This window comes from Fibrobacter sp. UWB13 (assembly GCF_900177805.1).
GTDB lineage: Bacteria > Fibrobacterota > Fibrobacteria > Fibrobacterales > Fibrobacteraceae > Fibrobacter.
In genome coordinates this window covers 1502012-1528850 of record NZ_FXAX01000001.1, presented here as the reverse complement: position 1 = coordinate 1528850, position 26839 = coordinate 1502012, and the positions used below count along the sequence as shown (strand labels likewise).

The 26839-nt window shown below is 49.7% G+C and carries 19 protein-coding genes; 10 read left to right on the top strand and 9 right to left on the bottom strand.

Annotation, left to right across the window (positions count from 1 at the left end; all coding sequences use genetic code 11):
- The first annotated feature begins 217 nt into the window (after positions 1-217).
- From fmt to B9Y77_RS06375, 4 genes are read left to right on the top strand one after another with little or no spacing between them, the layout of a single operon-like run.
- Entirely contained in the window at positions 218-1141 is a 924-nt protein-coding gene (fmt, locus tag B9Y77_RS06390) for a methionyl-tRNA formyltransferase (protein ID WP_085490885.1), read from the top strand.
- Complete coding sequence (locus B9Y77_RS06385; RefSeq protein WP_085490884.1) at positions 1135-2385, top strand: transcription antitermination factor NusB; 1251 nt, start codon at positions 1135-1137, stop codon at positions 2383-2385. The genes fmt and B9Y77_RS06385 overlap by 7 nt, the downstream gene beginning before the upstream one ends.
- Positions 2382-2984 carry a hypothetical protein gene (locus B9Y77_RS06380; RefSeq protein ID WP_085490883.1) on the top strand — a complete coding sequence of 201 codons (603 nt, stop codon included), beginning with the start codon at positions 2382-2384 and terminating at the stop codon, positions 2982-2984. The genes B9Y77_RS06385 and B9Y77_RS06380 overlap by 4 nt, the downstream gene beginning before the upstream one ends.
- Positions 2985-3016: 32 nt before the next feature.
- Positions 3017-4693, top strand: coding sequence for a hypothetical protein (locus tag B9Y77_RS06375; RefSeq protein WP_254899945.1), 1677 nt, complete (start codon positions 3017-3019; stop codon positions 4691-4693).
- 50 nt (positions 4694-4743) lie between these two features.
- Here B9Y77_RS06375 and B9Y77_RS06370 read toward each other — a convergent pair whose 3' ends face one another.
- The 7 genes from B9Y77_RS06370 to aroE all read right to left on the bottom strand — a co-directional run bounded on the left by B9Y77_RS06370 (position 4744) and on the right by aroE (position 12837).
- Entirely contained in the window at positions 4744-5973 is a 1230-nt protein-coding gene (locus tag B9Y77_RS06370; protein WP_085490881.1) for an A/G-specific adenine glycosylase, read from the bottom strand.
- Between the two features lie 11 nt (positions 5974-5984).
- Entirely contained in the window at positions 5985-7415 is a 1431-nt protein-coding gene (locus B9Y77_RS06365) for a glycosyltransferase (RefSeq protein ID WP_085490880.1), read from the bottom strand.
- Positions 7378-8160 (bottom strand): phosphoribosylformimino-5-aminoimidazole carboxamide ribotide isomerase, encoded by a 783-nt coding sequence (gene hisA, locus B9Y77_RS06360; protein WP_085490879.1) that lies wholly within the window; start codon positions 8158-8160, stop codon positions 7378-7380. Before hisA ends, B9Y77_RS06365 begins: the two co-directional genes overlap by 38 nt.
- Positions 8160-9209 carry a hypothetical protein gene (locus B9Y77_RS06355; RefSeq protein ID WP_073423297.1) on the bottom strand — a complete coding sequence of 350 codons (1050 nt, stop codon included), beginning with the start codon at positions 9207-9209 and terminating at the stop codon, positions 8160-8162. Before B9Y77_RS06355 ends, hisA begins: the two co-directional genes overlap by 1 nt.
- Positions 9210-9311: 102 nt before the next feature.
- Positions 9312-10295, bottom strand: a complete 984-nt coding sequence (locus tag B9Y77_RS06350) for a GDP-mannose 4,6-dehydratase (RefSeq protein ID WP_014546883.1) — start codon at positions 10293-10295, stop codon at positions 9312-9314.
- Positions 10296-11918, bottom strand: a complete 1623-nt coding sequence (aroB, locus tag B9Y77_RS06345) for a 3-dehydroquinate synthase (protein ID WP_085490878.1) — start codon at positions 11916-11918, stop codon at positions 10296-10298.
- A gap of 1 nt (position 11919) precedes the next feature.
- A complete protein-coding gene (gene aroE, locus B9Y77_RS06340; RefSeq protein ID WP_085490877.1) occupies positions 11920-12837 on the bottom strand; it encodes a shikimate dehydrogenase in 918 nt (305 codons plus the stop codon).
- A 181-nt stretch (positions 12838-13018) separates the two neighbouring features.
- Between aroE and der the strand changes: the two genes are divergently transcribed.
- From der to B9Y77_RS16295, 4 genes are all read left to right on the top strand, one after another.
- Positions 13019-14446, top strand: coding sequence for a ribosome biogenesis GTPase Der (der, locus tag B9Y77_RS06335; protein ID WP_085490876.1), 1428 nt, complete (start codon positions 13019-13021; stop codon positions 14444-14446).
- Positions 14394-15026 (top strand): glycerol-3-phosphate 1-O-acyltransferase PlsY, encoded by a 633-nt coding sequence (plsY, locus tag B9Y77_RS06330; RefSeq protein WP_176221717.1) that lies wholly within the window; start codon positions 14394-14396, stop codon positions 15024-15026. The genes der and plsY overlap by 53 nt, the downstream gene beginning before the upstream one ends.
- Positions 15027-15324: 298 nt before the next feature.
- Positions 15325-16356 (top strand): NAD(P)H-dependent glycerol-3-phosphate dehydrogenase, encoded by a 1032-nt coding sequence (locus B9Y77_RS06325; protein ID WP_073423294.1) that lies wholly within the window; start codon positions 15325-15327, stop codon positions 16354-16356.
- Positions 16357-16778: 422 nt separating this feature from the next.
- Positions 16779-18812, top strand: a complete 2034-nt coding sequence (locus B9Y77_RS16295; protein WP_085490874.1) for an FISUMP domain-containing protein — start codon at positions 16779-16781, stop codon at positions 18810-18812.
- 195 nt (positions 18813-19007) lie between these two features.
- On the opposite strand, the gene B9Y77_RS06315 is transcribed toward B9Y77_RS16295, so the two are convergent.
- Both B9Y77_RS06315 and B9Y77_RS06310 read right to left on the bottom strand, forming a co-directional pair.
- On the bottom strand, positions 19008-21152 hold the full coding sequence (locus B9Y77_RS06315) for a glycoside hydrolase (protein ID WP_085490873.1): 2145 nt from the start codon (positions 21150-21152) through the stop codon (positions 19008-19010).
- Positions 21153-21371: 219 nt separating this feature from the next.
- A complete protein-coding gene (locus B9Y77_RS06310) occupies positions 21372-22544 on the bottom strand; it encodes a sugar transferase (RefSeq protein WP_073423291.1) in 1173 nt (390 codons plus the stop codon).
- Positions 22545-22661: 117 nt separating this feature from the next.
- Here B9Y77_RS06310 and B9Y77_RS06305 point away from each other — a divergent pair, with 117 nt between their 5' ends.
- Both B9Y77_RS06305 and B9Y77_RS06300 read left to right on the top strand, forming a co-directional pair.
- On the top strand, positions 22662-25502 hold the full coding sequence (locus B9Y77_RS06305) for a TIGR02171 family lipoprotein (protein WP_085490872.1): 2841 nt from the start codon (positions 22662-22664) through the stop codon (positions 25500-25502).
- A 46-nt stretch (positions 25503-25548) separates the two neighbouring features.
- The gene (locus B9Y77_RS06300; protein ID WP_073423289.1) at positions 25549-26838 is read left to right on the top strand and encodes a homoserine dehydrogenase; all 1290 of its coding nucleotides are present in this window, start codon (positions 25549-25551) and stop codon (positions 26836-26838) included.
- Position 26839 lies beyond the last annotated feature (1 nt).

Below are 26839 nucleotides of genomic sequence, written 5' to 3'. Positions count from 1 at the left end.
TTTTAATGCAAAAAGTAGATTATGCGGGCGGGGCCCCAGCTCGGAGTTGCGAAGGCCGCACGGGCCCCTCCCTGCACCCTCCCCATCCTTGGCCGACGCTTTTATTCTCTCAACGATTTGTTTCTGTTTCTATAGTTATTTAAACTTCTCGCTTATACTAGAGCAAGTGCTTTTTATATAAGACTTGAAATGCTTTCTAATAGCTATATTTTGCGGTATGAAAATTGTATTTATGGGAACGCCCGCGTTTGCGGCTCAATTCTTGGAGCACCTTGTTGCTTCCGATAACGAAGTTTTAGCTGTTGTCACACAGCCCGATCGCCCGGCAGGCCGTGGCCGCGTGCTTACGCCTCCGCCTGTGAAAGAGGCTGCGCTCAAGCACAATTTGCCGGTCTTGCAGCCGACGGACTTGAAGTCTCCTGAATTCGAAGCAGACCTCCGCAAGTACGATGCCGACCTTTATGTCGTCGTGGCGTATTCCATCTTGCCCAAGAATATTTTGGGCATCACGAAGTTTGGTGCCGTGAACGTTCACGGTAGTTTGCTCCCGAAGTACCGCGGAGCCGCTCCGGTGCAGCGTGCTATTGCCGATGGCCTCAAGGAAACTGGCGTGACTGTTTTCCGCCTGGACGAAAAGATGGACCATGGTCCGATTCTTGCACAGCGCACGGTCGTGATTGACCATCAGGACACAACCGCAAGCTTGCTCGACAAAATGGTCGCTCCGGGTTGCGATGCCTTGGACGATGCTTTGAACCAGCTCAAGAACGGTTGCGAAAAGGATTTGACGCAAGACCACGCTCAGGCAAGTGGTGCTCCGAAAATCAAGAAAGAAGAAGGCTTGATCGATTTCAATTTGCCGGCACGCACGATTCACGATCGCATCCGCGCGTTTAATCCGTGGCCGGGTGGCTATGGAAAGCTCGGTGGCCGCATGGTGTACTTGCGCCAGACGGATACTCCCGAAAACGGTCCGAAGCTTGCTCCGGGTGTTGTCGAATTCAAGGACAATCGACTTTTTATTGGCACTGGCGAAGGCGTTCTCGAAGTGATTGAAATCCAGGCCGAAGGCAAAAAGCCGATGCCTGTAGCAGACTTTATGCGAGGCATTCAAAAGCGCGAGGGACTTCAATTTTGCTAACGGAACGTGAAGAAGCCTATCGAGTCCTTTTGCTTTGGCTAAAAGACGGCTCGTTCATCAAGGAAAGCGGACTTTCTCCTTTTGCGATGGAACTTGCTCTGGGCGTTTGCCGCAGGCACTTGTACCTTGAATATTTCGTCAAGTCGCTCACAAAGAAATTGCCATCGCTCGAAGCCCGCGTGATTCTTGAAATGGGCCTCTTCCAGATGTTCTTTATGGACGTGCCGGATTACGCTGCAATCAATGATTGCGTGGAACTTGCGAAGTCTGTAAATCTCGGCGAGAGTACTGCGCGGCTTGTGAACGCGGTGCTTCGCACTGCTCGCCGTCAAGGCGAGCCTGCGCTTCCACCGCAGCGCGTTCGCCGCGTGAGTGTCGAGAATTCCGTGCCCGAATGGCTTGTGCGTCGTTGGTTCGATGTGTACGGAGGCGACCGCGCCGAAGCTTTGGCGAAGGCGACGCTGGAACGCCCGACCGAATGGATCCGCGTGAACTTGCAAAAGACGAGCGCTCCGGTGCTTGCCGAAAAAATCGGTATTACGGGCGCCTCGATTCTCTACGACCGCTTTATTGAAATCCCGCGTGACGTGGGCGTGAAGCTTTTGCTTGCGCTTCCGGAATTTGTGAAAGGCGAATTCTCGTTCCAGAATCCGTCTGCATTCGAAGTCGTGAAACTCCTCGACTTGAAGCCTGGCTTGAAAGTCTGGGACGCTTGCGCTGCTCCCGGCGGCAAGACCGCACTCATGGCCGAAATGGATAGCTCGCTTGAAATTCTCGCGAGCGATTCGTCCGCCTCGCGTCTCGAAAAAATGCAAGACCTGATGAACCGCCTCGGCCTTACAAACATCAAGACCGAAGTCATCGACCTTGCGCCTGCTCAAGATTCCGCGACTTCTCCGCAGCATTCGTCTAAGTTCGACCGCATTCTTCTCGATGTCCCGTGCAGCAACATGGGTGTGATCGCTCGCCGTCCGGAATCCGTCTACCGCATGACTCCAGAATCCATTAATGAAGTTGCCGAACTCCAGTTCAAGATTCTCGAAAATGCATCTGCCGCACTCGCTCCTGGCGGGCGCCTCGTGTATGCCACATGCAGCCCCGATCCGACGGAAACAACGCGAGTCATCGCACGCTTCGTCAAGGCTCATCCTGAATTTGTGAAAGTTGGCGAACCCGTTTTGCCAGGCCTCAAGGATTCCCGCCTCGACGGCTTTTTCGCACAAGCTTTGGAATACAAAAAATGAAAAAACTCATTACGATTCTAGCTTTAAGTTTGGTATCGCTTTTACATGCTGAAGATCCGCTTGCGTTTAGAAACGACTCTGCGGCTGTTGCAAACGATATCTCGTTTTCACATTTGTCCGTGTTCATCGAAGGTGGCGAAATCTACCCGATGGGGCGCTTGATGGATGCTGTGAAAAATGCCTTGTATGGCGGTGTCGGTGTCCGCTACACTTATTGGGAAAATGTTGATGGAATCGTGATGTTCCAATACACGTATTTCAAGCCGAATACCGATATTTACTATGATGGCGTTCACCAGTTTATGGGACGTGTCGGTGTGGACTGGAAATGGAATGTTATCAGTCCCGTTATTCTTGGAGGCGGTTTCGCTTGTAACTGGACTCGTGCCGATACCGAAAAAATGGATTATAAAAAACGCGGTGGAACTTTGACCGATAACGAAACAGAATTTGGATGGTATGCAAGGATTAGTTTGCCTGTGTTTAAGTTTAAAGAATACAGTGCGGGTTTCCACATATCATGGGAACAGCTGTGGACTCTTCCCAAACGCTCTAATATGTTATCTGCTGGACTCACTCTTGAAAGGAGCATCTGGTAATGAACTCCTTTGTAAATAAGATATTTTCTGTTTTGGCAATATCCGCTTGTTTTGCTTTCGCATCCGTTGATGCCGAAATGGAAGGCATGGAAGTTGTTTCTCGCGATGACGGTACGTTCTTAATTGCGGGTCCGACATATTATTTTGACCGCACTCTTGGCGCAGGCGGAATTCATTCCGAAAGTGAATTGTGGACTCCGCGTAAGTTGCGCTATCGTCTGCTTTTTAATCGCATGTCCGTTTTGCCGAGCTGGACTCCAATCGCTACGCCATCCTTCTGGATGAAGACGGGTAATGAATTGGGTGATTTAATTTATCATGACTTCCTCACGGATGCTGAAGATCGCCCCATTAATAGAACTCCGATTTTGGAAGGCGGTTTCCGTACGCCGTTGTTCCATGGCTTATGGGCGACGTTCCGTTTATTCCAGGATGACCATTATGCCTTCTATACGGCACGCAAATATCGTATGGATCAAGTTGACGGATCGTTCTCGTTCTTTGGCGAAAACTGGCCGTTTTTCAGTTCGGCTTATGGTGGAATCGGTTATACGAATGACTTTATAGATGCATCCATTCTCGCCGGCAAGGAATACTTGTGGATCTTTACCGAAAGCTCCAGATGGATCCCTGTGGAGTACAAGCCGAGAATTGAAGCACGTGCAGAAATCGGTAATTTCTCGACCACGCTTGTTTATGAAAATGCGGAATATCAGGACAAACGAAAGAAGGAAACTGGTGAACGCAAAGAAGTGAACGGCTCTGTTGTCTATAGCTGTAGCGAAACGTGTAAACGTGGTATGTTGCAGCTTTCTGCAGGTCTTGCATTCCGTTTTGTTAATGATGAGGGTACTGTTTATACAGGTCTTGCTGACGATCGAGTCTTGTGGCCATTCCTTGAAATGGGCGTTCGCCCGATGGACAACCTCAAGTTCGATGTGATGTTTGGCGTGAATGATAGAGATTGGCTTGTTCAAGATAGCGTTGAATATTTGATACCTGCTCTCGAAAAAATGAATATTACAGTCGGTGCCAAGAATATTGCCGGAACGCGCTTGAATCCGATTGCCGATACGCATGAATATTTCGACGGCGATACCATTTCACTGACTGCAGCGGGTCGAATGAACTTGTTGCAAGGCTACGTCCGTTTTGAAGATTCTCTGACGAATTTCTTCGGCTTTGGTCTTCGTGGAAGTTTTTGGGCTGAATATGGTGCTGAAACTTTTGACGCAGAATCATTTGTCAAAGACAAAATCTTTACGTACCGTCATGGCGATGTCTCTCGCATAAATTCATGGATTAAAGGCGTAACGGGTGAATTTTGGTTAAAGCTCTGGCTTAAAGATTTCTTCAACTTTACAGCGCTCACGGGCTTTGAACGTATTGACGGCGATGAAAAACGTTTTGAGGTCAATCCTGCGGAATTTTATGTTTCGTTCAATGCGGATTGGCTTATTAACAAGACGTTCCGTATTTCACATTCATTGCGTTATAGAAGTGATGCTGAGTGGAATCTCCGTACCAGGAATCCGTATGTCGTAAAGGGAGACTGGTTCTGGGACGCTACGTTTGAACAGCGTTTCCCGAAATGGGGAATGTCTTTAGCAGGCTCGATTATCCAAGCTTTAGGTGAAGAAGTTATAGAAGCACCGAATGGCGGGCATAGCCGCATCCGATTCTTCTGCACTGCAAAGAAGAGCTTTTAACTAGCACTAATTATTCCGACCTGTCATGTCTGCCTCCGAGCAGGCATCTCCTAAAGACATTTCTTTAGTGCTTTTAAGCTGAATGAATTAGCGAAAGTCTCCAAGGCTTTCGCTTTTTCAATCCATTCAAATACGGTCGGCTTGTCACTATTGGCTGTTGGCTTTGGCAAATGTGCTGATTTTGCTTTTGTTGAAAGTTGCACGTGCAATACATCGCATTCGATTTTATGCACCGTGATGCTATGGCGGAATGTTCCGCAATGCTTTAACGATTCGACATCGTCGGCGTTGATGTAATCTTCTGCTTTGGCGGGGAGTGCAACGGTTGCATGGCGAGCACTTTCAAAATGCGGTAGCGCCAGTTGCTTGTCCAAGAATTTTTGCCCGCCGTTTACGGCTAAAATTTTTTCGTCCGCACTCTCGATAACGAGCACTGTCCCGTGCCAGCTTTTTTCGGTGCGTTTTTTTGCGGGTGGAAATTCTGCTGTGCGACCATCCAAGAATGCGCGGCATTCTTTATGGAGCGGGCATGTTTCGCAGAGCGGAGACTTTGTCTTGCAAACTGTTCGTCCAAGCTCCATCAGAGCTTCGTTGTGCATGTAGGCCTTCGGAGAATCCGCCACTTTCCGCGCATATTCCCAATAAATCTCGCTTGCTCTCACGTCATTGCACTTCGTGCCATGACTGCTGCGTTTCTCCAATGCGTGTGCAAGCTCCCGCGCTGTCGAAACTTGCACGTCATTGCGAGCCTCCTGTAAGGAGGCGTGGCAATCTATAATTTTTCCTTTGTCAGTCGGCAAAAAATCAAGCTCGTACAATCGGCTAAAAATCCTAACGAGATTCCCGTCCAGAATCGCTTCTCTCTGGTGGTAGGCGAGGCTTAAAATGGCGCCCGCCGTGTACGCTCCAATTCCCGGCAACGCTTCCAATTCCTTGCGCGTCTCGGGCATCTTGCAGGGTCCTTTGCTTTGTCGAAGGCCTGCGACGATTTTCGCCGTCTTCAATATATTCCTAGCGCGGCTATAATACCCAAGCCCCTGCCAATACTTAAAGACCTCGGCTTCTTCTGCCTGGGCTAGCGTTTCCACATTTGGGAACTGCTTCATCCATCGTATAAAATAATCCCTGACCGTCGAAACCTGCGTTTGCTGCAACATCGTTTCGCTAATCCATACCGCATACGGATCACGGGGCGCATCCAAGTCCGCAGGCCTCCACGGCAATTCTGCCGCGTTCGCCCTGAACCACTCGCGCAAACGTTTTAACGAATCTGGAGTCATTAGTTGTTCGGTTAAATCCCGTACACTTCTCGTTTGAGCTTTCTAAAGAACTCGAACTGCGTTTTGGTCGAGCTTGCAAGCGTGTAGCGTTCGCTGCGCTTGTGGCAGTCGATGCGCATCTGTTCGTAGAGTTCCGGCTTCTCAAGCTTGATGGTTCGGCATTCTTCGAGCGTTTCCAACCACTTTGTTTCATCAATTGGCAAAATGCGTCCGCAACTGTCGTCCTGCACAATGTCGTGCGGACCGCCGTAATTGCTTACAATTGCGGGTGTGCCTGTAGACATCGCTTCCACGACTACGTTTCCGAACGTGTCTGTCGTGCTTGGGAACAAGAAAAAGTCCGCATCCGCATAAAGGCTTGCGAGCATCTCGCCGCCCTGTTCGCCTGCAAAGCAAACACTCGGATTGTCTTTGAACTGCTTCTTGATTTCTTCGAGATACCAACCGTAGCCCACGTACATGAGTTCCACGTCGTCGTGCTTGGCTGAGAACTTGCTCCACACGGAGTTCAAAAATTCCAGATTCTTTTCTTTGGAAATTCTACCGATAAATGCAAATCGCACGGGTCTCTTGGTGCGTTCGTTGCCGAACTTTTCCCATGCACCTTTACCGCGCAATGTCGGCGAAAAACGATCGAGCGGGAGTCCGCGGGGGAGAATCTGCACCTGGTTTGCAGGGACCTTCAAGTCCTTTTGCAGAATGTCTGCATAGTCATCGCAAGGGCTAATGACCGGGCGCGCCATCCAGTAGAAAATGCGCATGAGCCAGAGCACGTACGTGTGCATCCACTTCGCTTTTACAAGCGTTTTTGCGTAAGTCGGCACGTCGGTGCGGTAGTGGCTAAAGACCTTGATGCCTGCAATCCATGCACATAGGCAAACGACCCAAGCGCCAGGGCTCGGGGTTTCCAGTTCAATCATGTCAATCGGGTAGCGCTTGAGCAATCTCAGTGCCGGTGAAATGCGCGGAATGGCAAGTTCGCTATTCGCGTACCCGAGCTGTTCCATGCTGAACAGGCGCGGCAACAAAATGCAGTAGCTGTTTTCAATGACACCGCATGGGCGGGTGTTGAATGCACTGCCGGCGAGGTAAGCCTTCATGCCGTGTGCACGCATGTACGGAATCACGTTCCTCAAGTTGTTCGCAATGCCGTTCGTCTCGTCCAGATTGTCCGAGTAAAACAGAATGCGCACATCGTCCGGATCTCTCTTTTGGCGTTCTTTCTTCAAATAAAAACGCAACTTCAAGAGTTTCGGCAAATTTATAATTGGCGTAAAAAACACTAGAGGTGGGATCCAGCAAGTGCGGATGTTTCCGGGCGGTCTGTGGTCAAACGAGAAAATCTTGCGGAAGGTGCTCGTGACCTTTCGACCAAAAATTGCCGGGCGAGAATCGAGCTTGTCGCTAGCCTTGAGCTTTGTTGAACTTGACGCAGTCGTCATACTTCACTCCTTTGCCACCGAACAAGTCTAAAGCACTACCAATGGTAAGGTCAATCTTGCCATTCGAAATTTCTTTGCAATGAATCAGGTCTTCAAGCGATTTTGCACCACCTGCATACGTCACAGGAATCGGGCTATTCTCGGCGAGGAACTTGATGAGTTCGTCGTCCATGCCCTGCTGCTTGCCTTCGACATCGGCTGCGTGAATCAAGAATTCATCACAGCTCTTGGCGAGGTCTTCGAGTGTTTCCTTGTTGATTTCGATATCGATAATCGTCTGCCAGCGGTTAGTGGCAATCTTCCATTGCGGCTTGCCATCGACCATGCCGGTGCGCTTGCAGCTCAAGTCCAAAATCAGGTGTTCCTTGCCGACCGTCTTTACAAGTTCGTCAAGGCGCGAACGGTCGAGTTTTCCGTCCGGAAAAATCCAGCTCGTCACAATCACGTGCGAAGCGCCTGCCTGGATGTACTCCAAAGCGTTCTGGGCGTTGATGCCACCGCCAACTTGCATGCCCCCTGGATACGCCGAAAGCGCGTCCTTTGCCGCGCTCTCGTTTCCCTTGCCAAGCATAATCACGTGTCCGCCCTTGATGCCGTCTTTCTTGTAGAGTTCGGCAAACCATGCGGATGATCTGTCTGTTTCAAAATTTGTCTTGAGTCCCGCTCCGCTGTCGGAGAGTGAACTGCCGACGATCTGCTTTACCTTGCCATCGTGCAAGTCAATGCACGGTCTAAACTTCGTCATTAGTCCTTGACCCCTGTAATAGCCCAGTCAATTTTCTTGCCAAGTCCGTTCTGGCTTCTACCGCGGTAGAACAAAACTTCGCCACCTGCGGCAATCTTCATAGCCTTCTTTGCAAACCAGCCGTCAATCTTGTCCAAAAGCGATGCCTTTTGCAAAACCTTGTTCACGGGGAACACCATAGCCGGGACGCCGTTCTTCCATTCAAATGAGAGCGTTGTTGTCGGGAATTTTTTGCCGTTGTATTCGGAGCCGCCTTCCTTGACCTTTGTCGGGATGGCGACCTTCATGCCCTGCGGTCCGTTGTATAAGGCGTAACCCATCAACTTACCATCTTTCGTGAGGGTGATGCGGCCTGCGTGCATCGGGGATTTGTCGCTTGTGCTAAAGTTGATGGTGCGGGCTGCCATATCTGTTGCCTGTGCGGTTTGCCAAATTTGGTCCATGTAGGCGTAACCCTTGACTGTCAAAGTGTCTTCGTTGTAGGCAATTTTACCCGTAACGCGTCCGTAAGGAATGTGGATGAACTGGCCCATCTTTTCTTTGCCGTAAGTCCAGACTCCATTTCCCGGGACCATGCCCTGGACTGCGCTTTCGAATGTCACGTCGAGGAGGAATTTTCCGCCCTTGTCGGCGCTATAAAGAACGCGATGGCCTTTACCCGGCTTGTTCTCGAGCTTGTATTCGCCCTTGATATCGATAGTTGCCTTTTCCTTGCTTGCAACGAGACGTTCTGGCGGGTATTGGCGGCCAACAGAGTAGGTCTTTCCCTTGAAATTCCAGAAGTTCAAGTCGCAGCCGATTTTACGGCCGGAGCCAGGCACGTTAAGGAGGGAGTAGTTTACAAAAGCTCGTGTGCCGTTGTCGAATACGAACTGGTAACTCCAGGTTTCGTTAAATTCTTTAGAAATGGGATTGTGCGGCATAAAGTCGCTAACAGTGAGGGCTCTATCGCCACCCTGCGGACCAACAACTTCTGCGGCGTGTGTTGTCGCAGACAAAGCAAACAGGGCACATATCCCCAAAGCAATATTTTTTATTTGTAATCTCATACTCGAAAAAATAAAAAAAAGCTGTTCATGTGGAACAGCTTTGTTGTAGAAATTCGCTAAACGGCGGTTATTGCGGAATGAATTGCCGATAAATGGAACAAGTTACAGACGCAAATCGCGACCCATGCCCATCTTGAGTTCTACGCGGCGGCGGACCACCATTTCGTTGAACAAATCCGAGAGGCAATCTTCCATGCAAATCATGGGCTTCCAGCCGAGATTCATGATCTTGGTGGGGTCGCCAATCAAGAGTGGAATGTCGTTGCAACGGTCGTAACCCGGGTCAAAACGGAAGTCCACGCTCACGCCGGAGATGTCCACGAGCATTTCCACGAGTTCACGGAACGTGTAGGACTTTCCACAGCAAATGTTGAACGCTTCGCCGGATTCGGCGGTGTTCAAAATCTGGATGGCAGCGCGGGCAACGTCACGCACGTCAACCACGTCACGGCTTACGTCGAGGCTTCCCGAATAAATGACCGGTTCTGCTCCGTAATACTTTATCTTCACCAACTGGTAGGCGATGGAAGGGATTACAAAGCGGCGGCTGTGGTGCGGACCTGTAAAGTGGAACGGACGAGCAAACACGATATGCAGACCGTTTGCATTGCGGAACTGGTTTCCCAATATTTCCATGCATGCCTTGGACGTGGCATACGGAGTGAGCGGGTTAGGAGGGTCTGTTTCCTTGTGCAAGTAAGTCAGTTGCTGTTCCGTCCTGCCATAGATTTCGCTACTGCTGAGGAGCAAGACTTTTGCCTTCGGCACAACCTGTCGCACTGCTTCGAGGAGCGTTTGTGTACCCAACAAGTTGATGTTGAGCGTTTCGTAAGGCTTCTTGTAGCTGAGCCCCACAGAGGATTGGCTTGCCAGATGGTAAATGTGCGTCGGGGAAACTTTCTGAATCATTTCCAGCACATTTCTGAAGTCCAGCAAATCACCGGTCAGGTACTGTACTCCTTCGACCTTTTGCCACGGCTGCGGAAGTTCATCACTGAAGCTGTACAGCTCGTGATTGGTGCCGCTTAAGTTAGATAGAATACTGTACCCAAGTGATCCCGTTCCCCCGGTAACCAATATACTCATCTAAACCTCACTTGCCTGGATGGCTTTCCAGGCATTTGCAATAATACCCTTATCAATATTACAAACTTTTTCGACCTTTCCAATCTTTGTAGGCAAAATATAAACTCTAGTGCCCTTTTCTGCCTTCTTGTCGACTGCCATTGCAGCCCAAGCCGCTTCGACATCCGTGTTGTATGTCTTCGGGAATCCGAGATCGTCGAGCAATTTGTTTTGGCGCTGTTCGTCTTCTTTCGAGAGCTTTCCGAGGAGCACTGCAGCGCGTGCGGCCACTCGCATGCCCAAAGAAACGGCGATGCCGTGGCTGTAGAGCTCGTAATGCGTAAGCTTTTCAATGGCGTGACCGAACGTGTGACCGTAATTGAGGATGGCGCGGAGGCCTGCTTCCTTTTCGTCGATGCCGACCACTTCGGCCTTGATTTGGCAACTGCGGAAAATCATGTGCTTCAACACGTCAAAGTTGTGAGCCTTGATCTTTTCAACGTTATTTTCAAGGTAGGTGAAGAATTCTTCATCGTAAATCACGCCGTACTTGACGATTTCGGCAAGACCTGCTAAGTATTCGGTGGGGGGGAGCGTGTTCAGCACAGAAATGTCGCAGACAACCGCTTTCGGCTGGTAGAAAGCGCCAATCATGTTCTTGCCTTCGGCATGGTTCACGGCGACTTTACCGCCAACGGAACTGTCGACCATCGACAAGAGCGTTGTCGGGAACTGCACAAACGGAATGCCGCGCTGGTACGTGGCGGCACCAAAGCCAGCCATGTCACCTACGACACCGCCGCTGAACTGCAAAAGGCAGCTCTTGCGGGTGTAACCGCGGTGCAACATGAAACTGTAAAGTTGGTTCAAGTTGTGGAGCGTCTTGTGGCCTTCGCCTGCCTGGAACTTGAAAATCGGGCAACGGCCTGCCTGACCGCGGAGTTCCGAAAGCTTCGTGTTCTGTTCCTTGGCAATCGTCGTGTCCGTGCAAATCAAGAATTCGTAAGTCGGGGCAAGACGTAAGCCTTCAAGCATAATTGCGGCGTCCGGCACAATGTTCTTGCCGATGAAAATCGGGTAGCGGCCACCTTCGCTCGGGTGCACGTCAAGTGCATGGCTTTCCCAGAACTTGAGCATGTGCATAATGCGTTCCGTGACGTGCGTTTCGGAATAGTCGTTCGAGCTTTCGACGCTAAAGTCCGCATTGGCGTAATTCTTTTCGCGGTCTTTCAGCATCTGCTTGATCTTTTCGAGGCGTTCTTCGTCCGAAAGGTTTGCAAGGAGCGGGCGCGTGTTCTTGCGGCCAATGCGTTCCGAAAGCACTTCGGGCTTTGCCCACAGGCGGATAATCGTTCCGTTTTCGCGGATGACCTTCAAGTTTTCGGCCTGCGTGAGAGCACCACCGCCGAGAGATACAACGAGAGGCTTTTCGCTCTGTGCAATTTCGGCAATCACGTCGCGTTCCATCTTGCGGAAAGCGGCTTCGCCTTCTTGTTCAAAAATTTCGCTAATGGACTTGCCGGCGCGTTCTACAATGACGTTATCCGTATCGACAAACGGGCGTCCGAGGCGGTCTGCGAGGGCGCGACCTGTACGGCTCTTGCCGCTGGCCATGAATCCGGTAAAGTAGAGATGCTTCTTCATTTTAGCCCTGCATTCCTTTGCGCATAATCGCAGTAAGTTCTTCGTTTGTTTTGTTTTCGGTTTCCTTCGGGAACCACTTTTTAAAGCTTTCGAGGCCCTGGTGTACGAGCATGCCTTCTCCGGTCACAATCTTGCAACCTTTGGCTTCTGCCATCTGCAAAAGCTTGGTGTGTGGCGGTGTGTAGACAATGTCGCAGACAACCTGACCCTTGTGCAGACATTCGTCTGTAATGGGGGAGGCATCAATGTTTGGGCTCATGCCGACCGAGGTCGCGTTGATGATGATGTCAAAGTTTGCGGAAATATTTGCAAATTCACCAAACGTCGTGACCTGAACGGTCTTGAAATTCTTGTCGCTTGCATTGCCGGACTGGAAAAACTTGTTCAAAGAACCCGCAAGAGCTTCGCCTTTTTCCTTGGTGCGGCAAACAATAGTAAGCTCGTTTCTTTGTTCCACAAGCGTAAAAGCAATCGACTGGGCGGCACCTCCGTTTCCGAGGAGTGCAATCTTCTTGCTAGACGGATTTACGCCATTCTCTTCGAGATTTCGCACGCAACCGTAAGGGTCTGTCGTCGTTCCGCAGAGAGTCCCACCGACAACGCCATCTTTCCAGTACAGCGTGTTCACGCTACCGGTGAACTTCGAAATTTCTGAAAGTTCATCCACCAGGCGGGCAGTTCCGTCTGCATTGAAGAATTCCGTCTTGTAGGGGATGGTGACGTTTGCACCATGGAACTTCATCGCCTTGAAGCCTTGAATCGCTTGGGCGAAATTTTCTGGTTCGGGTGCGTAGGGGAGATAAGCCGCATTGATGCCAAGGGCGTCAAAAAGGGCGTTGTGCATAGCGGGCGATTTGCTGTGAGCAACCGGATGCCCGAAAATGCAAAGAGTTTCCGTCTTTCCGTTTATGGAAGCCAAAGTAACCTCGTATGTCCTTCCCACCTGTGGGGAAAAACTCTAAATAATACACTACAAAGATATATTATTCTTGCGAGAAAGAATGAAAAAAGATGTTTGTTATTGGTTGTTAGTCATTGGTCATTAGTCGCTGGTCTTTAGTCTAAACAACCCCTAGACACAATTTCTATATTTGTGCCCGATGAAATTACCTATCGTTTGCATAATTGGACGTCCGAACGTCGGAAAGTCCTCCCTCTTCAATCGCATTCTTGGCCGCCGTGCCGCCGTGGTGAGCGACCGCGATGGTGTTACCCGCGACCGTCATTACCAGAATGCGATTTACAAGGGTCACGAATTTACAGTCGTCGATACGGGTGGATTCTTGCCCGATGATTCTATCGACGTCTTGGCGGACAGCGTCCGAACCCAGATTTTTAACGCCGTGAACGAAGCCGACCTCGTGCTTTTCATGGTCGATATCCGCGTGGGCATCACCAAGCTCGACCAGCAGTTTGCACGCCTCATCCGCAAGCTCGACAAGAAGGTCATCCTCGTCGCGAACAAGAGCGAATTGCAGGGCGACCGCCAGGAAAGCTACGAATTCCTCAAACTCGGCTTTGGTCAGCCGCGTACCGTCAGTGCCTTGACCGGCTACGCTTGCCTCTCGCTCTTGGACGAAGTGGTCTCCGTGCTCCCGACTCCGGTGCGTGGCGAACGCCGCGAAGAACGCCCGGTGCGTTTTGCCATTCTCGGTCGCCCGAATGCAGGCAAGAGTACGCTCCTCAACCGCCTGTTGAACGAAGATCGCGCTGTGGTCTCCGACATCCCGGGTACAACCCGCGACTCTATCGACTGTGACTTTGTCGTTGACGGACAAAAGTTTGTCGTTACCGATACCGCAGGCCTCCGCAAAAAGGCTCGCGTCGAAGACGAAGTGGAAGTCTTCAGCAACATGCGTACGCTCGAAAGCATCCGCCGTTCTGACTTGTCTGTGCTCGTCGTCGATTGCACGCGCGGCATGGAAATCCAGGACTACCGCATCATCACGGAAATCCGCAAGGCGGGCAAGGGCCTCGTCGTCGTGCTGAACAAATGGGATATCCTCCCGAACAAGAACGACAAGTCTTTTGATCACATGGTCAAGGAACTCCTCGAACGCGAACCGATGCTTGAATTTGTACCGATTCTCTCGATCAGTGCCAAGGAAGGCCAGCGCGTAGGCCGCGTGATTCAGGCTATCCAGACCGTCTATGCCAACTGCCGCCGTGTGCTTGGCCGTGACCGCGTTGCCGAAAGCTTTGCGAACTTCTTGCAGGAGAAAGCTCCTCCGAGCCACAATGGACGAGTCGTTATGCTTACCCGTGCCTGCCAGATCATGGTGGAACCGCCGGTCATCGACATCGAAACCCGCACGCCGGAACTTGTCGACGAATCGTACAAGCGCTACTTGCTCAAAAAGTTTTATGACGAATTCCAGTTGCAGGGCGCTCCGCTCCGCTTGAATTTCGATAGAAAGTTAACCCTCAGAAAGGATGAAGAACTTGAACAGTTTACTGAGTCTTCCAATAGCGTACTTGCTGGGGTCGATCCCCAGCGCCATATGGATCGCAAAACTCGCGAAAGGTAAGGACTTTGACATTCGTGATTACGGCTCCAAAAATGCGGGCCTCACGAATACATTCCGTGTGCTCGGCTGGAAGCCTGCTCTCCCGGTCGTGTTCATGGATCTTTTGAAGGGTTTCTTTGGACCGTTCATCGCCCAGAAAATGTGCGAAGCACAGGTCGCCGCTGGCGGCGCCGATTACAGCGCATGGGTCCCGCTTGTTGCAGGTCTCCTCGTGATTCTCGGCCACAGCTTCACTTGCTTTGCAGGCTTCCGCGGTGGTAAGGGCGTGCTTGCTGCACTTGGCGTGTTCCTTGCGATTTCGCCCTTGACGGTTCTTTGCGCATTTGCCCTCTGGATTATCCTCACGGTCACCACGAAGTACGTCTCCGTCGGTAGCATCTTCGGGTGCGGACTTCTCGGCGCACTTTCCATCTTTGGCTATGTCTGCCCAGAATACTACTTCGAAAGCATCAACCTTGGCCAGATGATTCTCGCCGTGATTGTCGCCGTGTTCGTCATTGTGAAGCACAAGTCGAACATCAAGCGCCTCCTCAACGGCACCGAGAACGGCTTCGGCTCTAAGCGCAAAACAAATGCGTAGGTTGAGTGTCGCGGCCAAGCTTGCTTGGACATGACCGAGACCAGCATTTGGGACTAGAGCGTAGCGATAGTCCCAGTAAGGACTTGTCATTCCCGCCTTGAGCGGGAATCCCCTTCTCGTCCCACGTCATTCCGAGGCGATAGCCGAGGAATCCAGTAAATTTCTCGATTGAATGTGACTAGACACATTTAATTATTGTAGATTATATGCGGCAATGATTTTTGGCAATGTTGAGCATTGCCTACGAACCATTAACTATTGACCAATGACTAATGACCATTGACTAAGGAACGATATTATGAAAGTTACAGTTTTAGGTACCGGTGGCTGGGGCCTGACCCTCGGTCAAGTTGTTTACGAAAACAAGAACGAACTCACTTTTTGGACCAATTCCCAAGCAGAAGTTGACCTTCTCTCCACCGAACACCAGTACAAGGATAAGCTTCCTGGCGTTATTTTCCCGGCTGATTTTAAGTACACGACCGACATGCACGCCGCTCTTGAAGGCTGTGACATGGTCCTTATCGTTGTTCCGTCTCAGTTTATGGCTGGCGTTGCCGCAAATCTTGGCTCTTGGACCCCTGCAAAGGGCAAGGAACCGATTGTCGTTTGCGCCACAAAGGGTATTCTCGAAGGTACTGACCAGCTCATGAGCGAAGTTATCCTCGAAAAGGTGCCTTGGCTGACTGAAGACAAGATGGTTGCCTTTAGCGGTCCGTCTCATGCCGAAGAAGTGAGCCGCCACGTGCTCACCGCTATTGTCGCAGCTTGCGTGAACGAAGACTCTGCAAAGGTTGTACAGCAGGCAATGAGCTGCTCTTACCTCCGCGTCTATACTTCGACTGATATTGTCGGTGTGGAACTCTGCGGTTCCGTGAAGAACGTGATTGCAATTGCTTCCGGCGTGCTCTATGGCCTCGAAGCTAGTGGCAAGTTCAAGATTGGTGACAATACCCGCGCTGCCATCCTTACGCGTGGTCAGGCTGAAATGTGCCGCTTGGGCAAGGCTCTCGGTGCAAAGCCCGAAACGTTTGCCGGTCTCGCCGGCATGGGCGACCTCATCGTGACTTGCCTTTCCCAGCACAGCCGTAACCGCTACGTGGGCGAACACATTGGTAAGGGCGAAACGCTCGAACAGGTGCTTGCTGGCATGAAGATGATTGCCGAAGGTGTCCCGACTTGCCGTAGTACGCGCGCTCTTGCGAAGAAACTTGGCGTTGAAATGCCGATTGTCGAAGCCGTTTATCAGATGTTGTTCGAAAACCGCAAGGTCGAAGACGTGGTCAAGGAAATCTGGGGCCGCGAACTCAAGGCTGAAAACTGGGCTTAGTTAATACAAAATAATTTAAAGTCAAACCCGCGATCGTTCGACCGCGGGCTTTTTATTATTTATCATCCCGCCTACGAGCGGAAAAACCCTTCTCAAAACAGAAAAACGTAAAATCCCGCAAAAAATGTAAATTGTAAATAAAATTTTACTTTACGAAATTAAGCTCTAATTTCGTTCTCTTGTATTCAATCTCCAAAATTCCCAAAATGCCCAATTTACTCAAATTTTGGCAAATATTGCTAAAAGTTTACTTGTTTATTGTGTAATATTTTTATAAGAAAACGAACGTAAAATTGCAAACTTATTCCAACTTGAAATAATTTTTTGTAAGCAAAACTTAACTTTCTCGAAAAATTAATGTAAACTTTGTTTTGTGAAAGTTTTTCACAAAGATTGGAGAAAATTCAACAAGGGAGCATATTATGCAATACAAGAACCTCAGTGTTGCGGGTTGTGCCGCACTCATGTTTGGTCTCATCGCATGTTCTGGCGAAGATGGAACAGACGGTGTTAATGGAACTAACGGCTTGAATGGTACAAGCTGCGAAGTCAAGTCATTGAAAGATGACAGTGGCTATAAGGTGCTTTGCGGAGGGGATTCTGTAGGCGTCTTGTTACACGGTAAGAATGGTGCAACGGGTAAGCAGGGTGTTACTGGTGCTACCGGTGCAACGGGTAAAACTGGTAAAACAGGTGCTACCGGTGCTACAGGTAAGGACGGCGCTAGCTGTACTGTAGAAGCTATTACCGATGGCTATTCTGTGCTTTGCGGTGGCAAGCAAGTTGGTGTCTTGAAAAACGGTGTTGCCGGTGAATCTTGCACGACTTCTGAAGCAACTGACGGCATTAAGATTACTTGCGGATCTACCGAAACCATTCTTAGAAATAAGAAGTGCTCTGTCACGGAAACCGCAGCCAAGGATGGCACAAAGGGCCTTCAGATGGAGTGCGATGACGGAACCTCCGGTGTCGTGTGGGACGGTAAGAATGGTGCCGATGGTACCAATGGTACCGACGGTATCAACGGTGAAGATGGTACCAGCTGTACTGCTCAGACCATCAAGGACGAAAAGAACGGTAAGGAAGGTATCCAGATGTTCTGCGGTGAAACGCTTGTTGGTACCGTATGGAATGGCGAAGACGGTAACGATGGTGTAAGCTGCACAAGTGTGGACAAAGGAACCGGAATGGTGGAAGTGACTTGCGGTGACGCGGATCCGATCACCATCTTCAAGGCTATGTGCGGTGAAGATTTCTACGATCCTGCCAATAAGTTCTGCGTCTTTGGCAAGCTTTATGACAAGTGCGATGGAAAGGCATATGTCCTTAATGAAGAAACCTGTATCGATAATAAGATCGTTCCGCTCTGCTTGGAATACCAGCTGCTGAAAAATGGTAACTATAAGTTTGTTACCAAGCGTGGCATTCAGGATGGTGAATTCTGCTGGAATGGCATCATTACTCCGAAGTGCGGTGGCAAGGAATTCGGTCAGCATGAATACTGCGGTAAGGACAAGGACGGAAAGACTGACGTTGTCTTGTCGTACTGCGATAATTCTTATGCTGAAGGCGGAATTACTGTTGCTGATGCTTACAGTACCCTCGGTGTAGAGTTGTCTCCTCGCCCAGTTGAAGGTGACGAACCGGCTCCTGCCGAAGAAAAGGAAAGCCTCTATGGCAACTTGGTCGGTAAAGCTCTTGAAGCTTATGATGCTGCAAAGCTGAAAACGTTCTATGAAAAGCTTGAAGCCGCAAAGAACCGTTGTGAAGGTATCGAGTATGCTAAGTGGTGCGGTGACGAAATGTACGACAAGACTAAGCAGTTCTGCGATATTCGTGACAACCGTATCTATAAGTATGCTCAGCTCAAGGGCGTAGACGGTATCTGGTGGATGAATGAAAACCTCGCGTTCGAATACAAGCTGCCTAAGGTTGTTACGACGGATGATGTTGAATCTATCGACCAGGTTATGGGTGAAGTTAATTTCGAAGAAAAGGTCTTTGAAAACTTCGAAGCTACTGAAGGCCGTTACTATACTTGGAAATCTGCAAAGGGTGAAGGTGACTTCAGAAATAACATGACAGAAGGCGAAATCAAGAAACTTAACGTTGAGGATCAGACTTCTGGTGCATGCCCGGCTGGTTGGAGATTGCCGACTAAGGACGAACTTGATCTGCTCCAGGCTGCTGGTGCCAATGTTGAGAACGAATATGGTTTCGATGACGTTGGTTTCGATTTCACGGCGGTAGGCTACTACGACGCTAACAACAATAAGGTCATGAAGGGTGATTACGCTTACTTCTGGTCTGATACTGAAGATGAGGATGAAGTGAAGCAGGCTTATGGCTTGGTTGTCATGGACAAGGCAAGTAGTGAAGTCAACACGACTAACAAGGTCTACGCCTTCACGGTCCGCTGCGTCTCTGACACTGACCCTGCAGTTGATGCTAAATAATCAGCTAGAGAATCTTAGCTAATAGAAATTCTCACATAATACAGCTCCAAGGCACCTGGTTTCGCCACCAGGTGCCTTTTGCGTATCTTGTTCAAGCTCAATACATAAAATGCTCAGATGTAAATCCGAGCTAAAGCATGAATGAAAAACGGCCCGCATTCGCGGACCGTTCTTAAGTTTTAATAGCGTTTGTCGTTACTTCTTGAAGACGCGCTGAACATTAGATTTTGTTTTCAAAATGTAGGCGCCTTGACGGATGCTCGGCTTGAGCGTTCCGTTTTCGTTGAGAGCTTCGCTCTTGAGACCCTTCCAAACGAGGTTGCCGTTCATGTCAAAAATCATTGCCAATGTCTTGCTGTCGTTCAGGACCTGCTGACGGAACGATTTGATGGCGCTTGCGCTCTTGCAGCCCGTGGCGACAATCTTTGCAATGTAGATGCCTGCAGATTCGCTGTTGAACGTGAGTGCGGTAGAACCGTTTTCACCTTCCTTCTTGAGGGAAACTTTTGTTTCGCTCCACTTGCTTGCCGAAGCCGGCTTGCCGTATTCGTAATCGACCCAGCTGCCGCCTGCGGCGCCGCCCACGTTCACGTAAGCGTCCGAAGTGCCCTGGCTATGCATGGTGATGATGAGGCTTTCGCAAGAGGCTAGTGCCTTGGCGCCTTCGGCGCTGATGTTCAAAAGCTGGTTCTGATAGCCGCAAGATTCTTCGGACTGGTCGCAACCGGCGAGCGGAACGCTTGCGTAACCGGCGATACCGTCAATAGCGGTGGTGCCGTAGGTAACTGCGGAGAGCTTGTCGTCCATTGCCTGCCAGCCAGAAACGTCGGTCGAAGTCGTGTAATCGACAATGACTACGTCTGCGCTCGGCTTAATTTCCGGTTCGATGTAGCTAGCGTCGCTTGTTTCGTCCTTGCAGGTTGCAACAGCAGAAGCGGCAGCACCCTTCTTGTAAACGAGCGTCGTGATGGAACGTGCCGGGAGAACGGTGCATGCAGCAACAGAAATGTTCTTGCTCTTAAGACCGTTTTCCTTGGACTGCACTGCGGTAACGAGGCCGTAGCCCGTGATGGCAGGATTGTCGAGCTGAATGGCGGTGCTACCCGTATTGATAAGGATGGTCGAGATGGAATCACCGTTTGCACTGAGGAAGGCGACCGTCTTGAGGTTAGCTTCGGCAGTCGTGGAGGCGATGACGCTTGCACCAGGATTCACGAACTTGGAATAGTGACGCATGGCATGGTATTCCGGGAAAATCTTGAAACCTGCATCGTCACAGACGTACTTGCCGGAGCCATCGAGGTCCCAACCTGCACCCGGGCAGACGCCGATCATCTGGGAGTGGTAACCCCAGAAAAGTTGCCAGGCGATGTAGCCGGAGAGGCGACCGTCGGTAAAGCCGATCTGCATGATCTGGGCGAGGCCGAGCATGTCCTTTTCGCGCGGTTCGTCGAGCATCGGGCAGAATTCCGTCATGATGATGGGCTTGTCGCCCTTGCCGTAGACGTCGGCGATGGCCTTCATGGGCTTGCGGAAGTTTTCCGGGTCCAGGTAGTTGTTACCGGAGTTGTCGTTACCATCACCGGCGTTGTAAAGATGGTAGGAGTAGCCATCGAGCTTGTTGGCATCGAGTTCCTTGGCGTACTTTTCAAAGTTGCTGTAGCCAATACCGAGCGGTTCCGGGCCGATTAGCTTGGTCTGTCCCTTCACGGCGTCATAGACGGCGTTCAAGGCTTCCTTGTAACCGGCGATTTCGTTAGTTTCTGTCGGTTCAAAGAGTGTTTCTTCATAATCGGCTTCCATGTCTGGTTCGTTCTGGAGAGAAACATAGTCCGGAGAGATGCCTGCTGCCTTGTAGGCTTCGAGGCTCTTCTTCCACCAGTTGGCAAAATCACTGTAGACGTATTTGCCATACGGGTCGCTGTTCGAGGGCTTGAGCGTGTTCTGGCTCTTGATCTTTTGTCCGTCCACTTTACCGTTCAAGTTGCCGCTCGGCTTGAGCTTTGCCGGAGCAGACCAGCTGGACATCTGGATTTTCATGTGGTCGCCGAGGCGGGTCTTGGCAGCTTTGACGATGTCGATGTCGTCCTGGACTTTCGTAATATCTTCGTCCTGGTACCAGTTACCCACACGGAGCAAGGATATGTTAAGACCCGTGAATGCGGTATCGAAAAGTGCTTCTTGGTCTGCTGCGGGGAGGTTCTTGATCCAGCTTTGGTAGTAAACGCTTGCGCCACCGAATCCCGTAACTTTCTGGGCTGTTGCGCTTGGATCGACTGTTACGCTTGCGGCATAGGCGCTAGCTGCGAGTAACGCCGTCGAAATCAAATATTTTTTCATATTCGCTCCTTATATCACACCGGATAATTAACCATACACCGAGAGCGAAAGATACTAAAAGTAACAAGGAGTTTCAAGAATGTTTTATCCCTGCGTCATCCTGACCCTGCAAGGGAAAGGACCCAGTCAATTTATTACTAGAATTAACTGGATGCTTCGTTTTTCGAACTCAGCATGACGAATCAGAATTCCTAACTCCTACTTCCTAATCCCTATTGCCTAGTACGCGCCGTCGCCTTTGAACACGACTTTGAACGTCTTCAAAATGAGCTTGAAGTCGTCCCCGAGCTTGCCGTCGCGACGAATATAGTCGTTGTCGAGGCGCATCTGACCTTCGAACGGGATGTTGCTGCGACCGCTGACCTGCCAAATACAGGTAAGTCCCGGAGTCACGGAAAGGCGCATGCGGTGCCACGGTTCGTATTCAGCCACTTCAGACGGAATTGGCGGACGCGGACCGACGATGGACATATCGCCTTTAAGGATGTTGATGAGCTGGGGCAGTTCGTCGAGGCTGAACTTGCGGAGAACATGTCCGAACGGGTAAATACGCGGGTCGTTCTTCATCTTGAAGGTCTTGCCGCCAGTCTCGTTCTGTGCCATGAGTTCCTTTTTGCGTTCTTCGGCATCCACATACATGCTACGGAACTTGTACATGGTGAACAAAGCTCCGTTCTTGCCCACGCGGGTCTGCTTGAATATAATCGGTCCCTTCGGATCGCTAATCTTGACGGCGAGCGCGCAGAATAAAAGGAGCGGAGAAAGGACAATCAATGCTGCGGAAGTGCAGGTGATGTCTACGATCCTCTTGATGATGTGCCTGAAGCGGATCTTGTGCGGGTGGACCCAGATGTCAGAAAGGTTCAACCTGTTCAGCGTGAAGAAACTTCCGTTTGTGCTGTTGAATTCCTTCAGCTTATCGTCCATTTCGAGGTTGTCCTTTTCCTGATAGCCTGTGTAAAGGTATGCCTGGAAAATCGGACTCTTGGGCTTGTGGCGGAGTGCCTGGATAAGACCTGCATCGTTGAGCTTGTGGAGAATTTCCTTGCGGATACTCTCGAGTGTGCTCATGTCAGAATTCAAAAGGATGATGCCGATACCGCTATTGTCGCTCAGGTAACCAAGTACATCGATAAAGCGCAAGTGCGAAAACATCGTGAGAACGCTGATTTTCCAAGTATTTTCGACAATCTTAGATGGACGTCCCCAACCAAGCACGTCATATTGGTGCGAATAGATCTTGATGAAGAGGAAGGGCTTGCGGGTGCGGTTCGCGCGCAAAAACTCTTCGTTCAACCTAGCTTTGAAGAGCTTGGCTGGATACACAATATTCTTCAATTTCTGTTCGTTAAGAATCGAACCAATTGCGGGATTGACGGTTTCCTGTTCCATGTGCCTAAATATAAAAAAATGGGGATTGCTTTCAATAAGTGCCAATTTTTTAGGTGTTGTAAATCAATGTTTGCAATACGATGTTTTTTTATTAGATTTTTCATAGAAGGATTGAAAATGACCGTTAGACTTTTTTGGGTGCTTATTTTTGCTGGATTTTTTTGGGGGTGTTTTTCGGATGGAGGGAGTTATCCAGCCGAGGGTATTCCGTCTTCGGACGTTCATAGGCAAATGTTGCTTGTCGAAGGGTCAAAAGATACCGTTACACTAGGAACAAATAAGAGTGGTGCCAAAATAGACGAATCTCCGGAAATGAAGGTCTTGCTGGACTATGATTTTTGGATGGATGTCCATAAGGTAACTTGTGGTGAATTTAAGTCGGTTGCTGAAAAACGCATCGATTGTGGCTCGGATAGCGTGCCTGTAGTCAATGTGACTTTTTTTGATGCTGTTCTCTTTGCTAATGAAAAAAGCAAAATGGATGATTTGGATACGGTCTATGAATATTCAAGTGTGGAATTTGATAGAGATGGACATTGTGTGAATCTTGCAGGTTTTTCGTTCCATCTCGATAGGATGGGCTATAGGCTCCCGACCGAAGCTGAATGGGTGAAGGTAGCTTCTGAAGATGATAAATGTTCGGATTGTTTTGAAGAAGAGAAGGAGTTTGTCAACGACTACAAAGGTCTTTTCAAAAATGAGATCGTGACAAATTTTGCGGGTGCGTCCAGTGCAAATGGCGCCGATGAACGTATTATCAAGGGTGGATCTTCGTCAAACCTTTATTCAAGAGGGGGGACGTATCCTGTAAGTCCGTCTACTTATGATGACCATGTTGGGTTCCGTTTGGCGCTTGGCGCAATCCCTAATGCGACTTTTTTAGACCAAGACGGAAAGGAAGTAAGTTCTCCTATTAGAATTGTTTTATCAGCGCTGAAACTGTGGGATTACACAAAGACTTCTAAAGTAAAGCTTGTCTTTAAAAACGAGGTTACGGGCAACCTCAACTATATAGATTATACAAATGAAAAAGATATAGTGGAAATTGTGGATACGATTCCTGCTTATCATCCCGATATTTCTCCGGATGGGAAAAAAGTGGCGTTCTGTACGGGTATAGAAGGTATCGACCAAACTTCCCGGCTTTACGTCCGAAATTTGGATCCAAAGGGGTCCGGTCTTGTAAAACTTGATGTCAAGAGTGCTGCTATCCCTCGCTGGAGCGTGCTCGCTAATGGAGATACTGTTATTACCTACGTGACCAAAGCAGGGGATAATTCTAACGAGAGTACCTTCAAAAGTGCAAGTACTTGGCAAGTGCCGTTTATGAATGGAAAGTTCGGAACGCCGGTAAAGTTGTTCGACGGTTCGTTCCATGGCGGTATCAGTGAAGACGAGTCGCTTGCGGTTACAGGGTCGAAAATTCTCCGTGCTCGTGTCTATAAAAAAGAGAAAATCTGGTATAATAAGGAACAGGCGTGCAATGTATCGCTTGCGAAGGATTATAGTAAGCGTACGGCTTTTCTTGATTTTGGTGGTAGCACTGGCAAAAATTTTGTGGGCGAAAAATACAGAGTCCACGAGTATTTGTTTATTGCGGACAGCTCTGGAAATCTTGTTCAAAGTGTGAGGGCACCTTCGGGTTTTGTATTTGATCATTCCGAATGGGCAACGGGTCGTGTGAACCAGAATCTTGTGGCGACTCTTACAAATGCAGATGGAGCTCACACGAAGATTGTTCTTGTCCACTTGGCGGATAGTTCTGTTACAAATCTTGTTGAAGGCGAAGAATTATGGTACCCGAACCTCTGGATTCAGGGGAAAAAGCAGACCCTTTCCAGTTCAAGCAAAGTATCCAGTAGTAGTAAAGAGATTGCTTCGAACTCTTCGAGTTCTCGCAATGACGGCAAAGGCTCGAGTTCTAGCGGCGCAGAATCAAGCAGCAGTAAAAACTCCAGTAGCTCCGGGGAATCGAGCTCTTCAAGCGATGATTCTAGCAGCTCAGGAGAATCGAGTAGTTCTAGTGATTTCTTCAGCAGTTCTTCGGAAGAACTAGTGGAATTCTTTGAACTTGATGAGGATAGCGCAGGTTTTTATGCCAAAAACAATGAGTTCCAGGAAGCGCATTGGAGCTACAAGATGGAGCTTGTCTGGACTTATTGGGATACTGCGGATGTCGTCGTTTTCGGATCGTCCAGATCGCATCATGGGGTTATTCCCAAATTGTTTAGCGATCAGTTCTACGTGGTAAATTTAGCTAGTGCGCATGGCAATCTTCACAGTACGCATTATATTGCGGTCAATTACGTATTGCCTCACTTTAAGAAGTTGAAGTATATAATCGTTGGCATAAGCTTGGATAGGCTCTGGCTTGGCAAAGTGAACAGCTTCTTTTACCTTTATAGCCCAGAAATCAAAGGGTATGTCTACGATGCCAATCACGATTTCTGGAAGTCTGGCGTTCCTGAAGGTCTTAAGGAAATGACGCATGATGTGCCCAAGGTTTCCTCGTATGCTGCCAATTTGACCGAACGGGGGTATATGCCTTTGAACAGTTGTAGCGACTGGAGGTCGAGTGCACATGCCGAAAAGGATATTGGATGGCTTGATACGGGGCTTGTCCGTCTTGAAGAAACTTTGGGTTACTTGACCGATATTATCGAATTGGCTGCTGAAAGAAATATCAAGGTTATCGGTGTGGAGTTCCCGCAGAATCCCAATTACAAGGAATCGAATGCTTATGGAAAATATGGGCTCCGTAACAGCGATGCTCCGCAAATTCTAGAACGACTCGATGCTTTGACCCAGAAATACAGCAATTTTACCTTCTTTGACCAGCATAAAATGGGGGAACATGATTACCTGGAAGGAATGAGTTATGACGATGATCACCTCTGCCGTGCTGGTGCCATGCAAATGACCCATCGTCTGGACTCTCTGTTAAAAACTTTGGAGTGACTTTTTACTACATTATAGCGCGTAAAATTTAAAATGGAGACGCTATATGTTGCGTATTGGTTTAATTGGCACGGGTACCGTTGGTGGTGGTGTCATTCAGATTCTTGAACAGAAGATTGCCGAATATAAGGAAAAGCTTGGCGTTGAACTGCAGCTCGCTTGCATCTGCGCTAAGTCCGAAGAAGAAGTTGCCCCGTACAAGGCTAAGGGCTACAAGGTCTCGACCAATGCCGACGAAATGATTGCTGGCGACGATATCGACGTGCTCGTGGAACTCGCTGGTGGCTACAACATGCCGCGCAAGTGGATCCTCGCTGCTCTCGAAAGCGGTAAGCATGTGGTGACGGCCAACAAGGCTCTCCTCGCCAAGTACGGTCACGAAATTTTCCCGCTCGCCGCAAAGAAGGGCTTGCATGTCCTGTTCGAAGCTGCTGTTGGCGGTGGCATTCCTATCATCCGCAGCGTCCAGGAAGGCTTCGTTGGCTCTACGGTCGAAAGCCTCAGCTGCATTATCAATGGTACTTGCAACTACATCCTCAGCCGCATGGCCGAAGAAGGTCTCGACTTCGACGTCGTCTTGAAGGACGCCCAGAAGCTCGGCTTTGCTGAAGCTGACCCGACTTTTGATATCGAAGGTATCGACTCCGCCCACAAGACCGCCCTCCTTGCTAGCCTTTGCAGCGGCAAGCGCGTGGACTTCGAAAAGATTCACGTTACCGGTATTTCCAAGATTACCGCCCAGGATATCGCATTCGCCAAGGAACTTGGCTGCTGCGTGAAGCTCCTCGGCATCTACCACCGCGATGGCGACCGCGTGGACGCCCGTGTCCATCCGTGCTTCGTTCCGAACACTAACTTGCTCTCTAACGTGAACGGCGTCATCAATGCTGTTTACCTCAAGTGCGACAACCTCGGCGAAACGGTTCAGACCGGTGCCGGTGCTGGCCGCCTCCCGACCGCATCTGCAGTCGTGGCAGACCTCGTGTCCCTCGCTCGTTCTACCGACCAGGGCAGCCGCAAGGCACTCCCGATGGGCTGGTTCAACGTCGAAAACTCTGCAACGCTCGTTCCGATCTCCGAAACTAGCGCCCGCTACTACCTCCGCTTCACGTCCCGTGACGCTTGCGGTGTGCTCGCCAAGATTACGAAGATCCTTGCAGACAACAACATCTCTATCGAAACGATTATCCAGAAGAACGTGAACGACCCGGGCAAGGTGTCCATCGTCGTCATTACGGAAAAGACTCTCGATAGCAAGCTCTCCAAGGCTGTCGACGCAGTGAACTCTCTCTCCGAAATCGTTGAGAAAAGCCAGGTCATCCGCTTTCTCGCTTAAT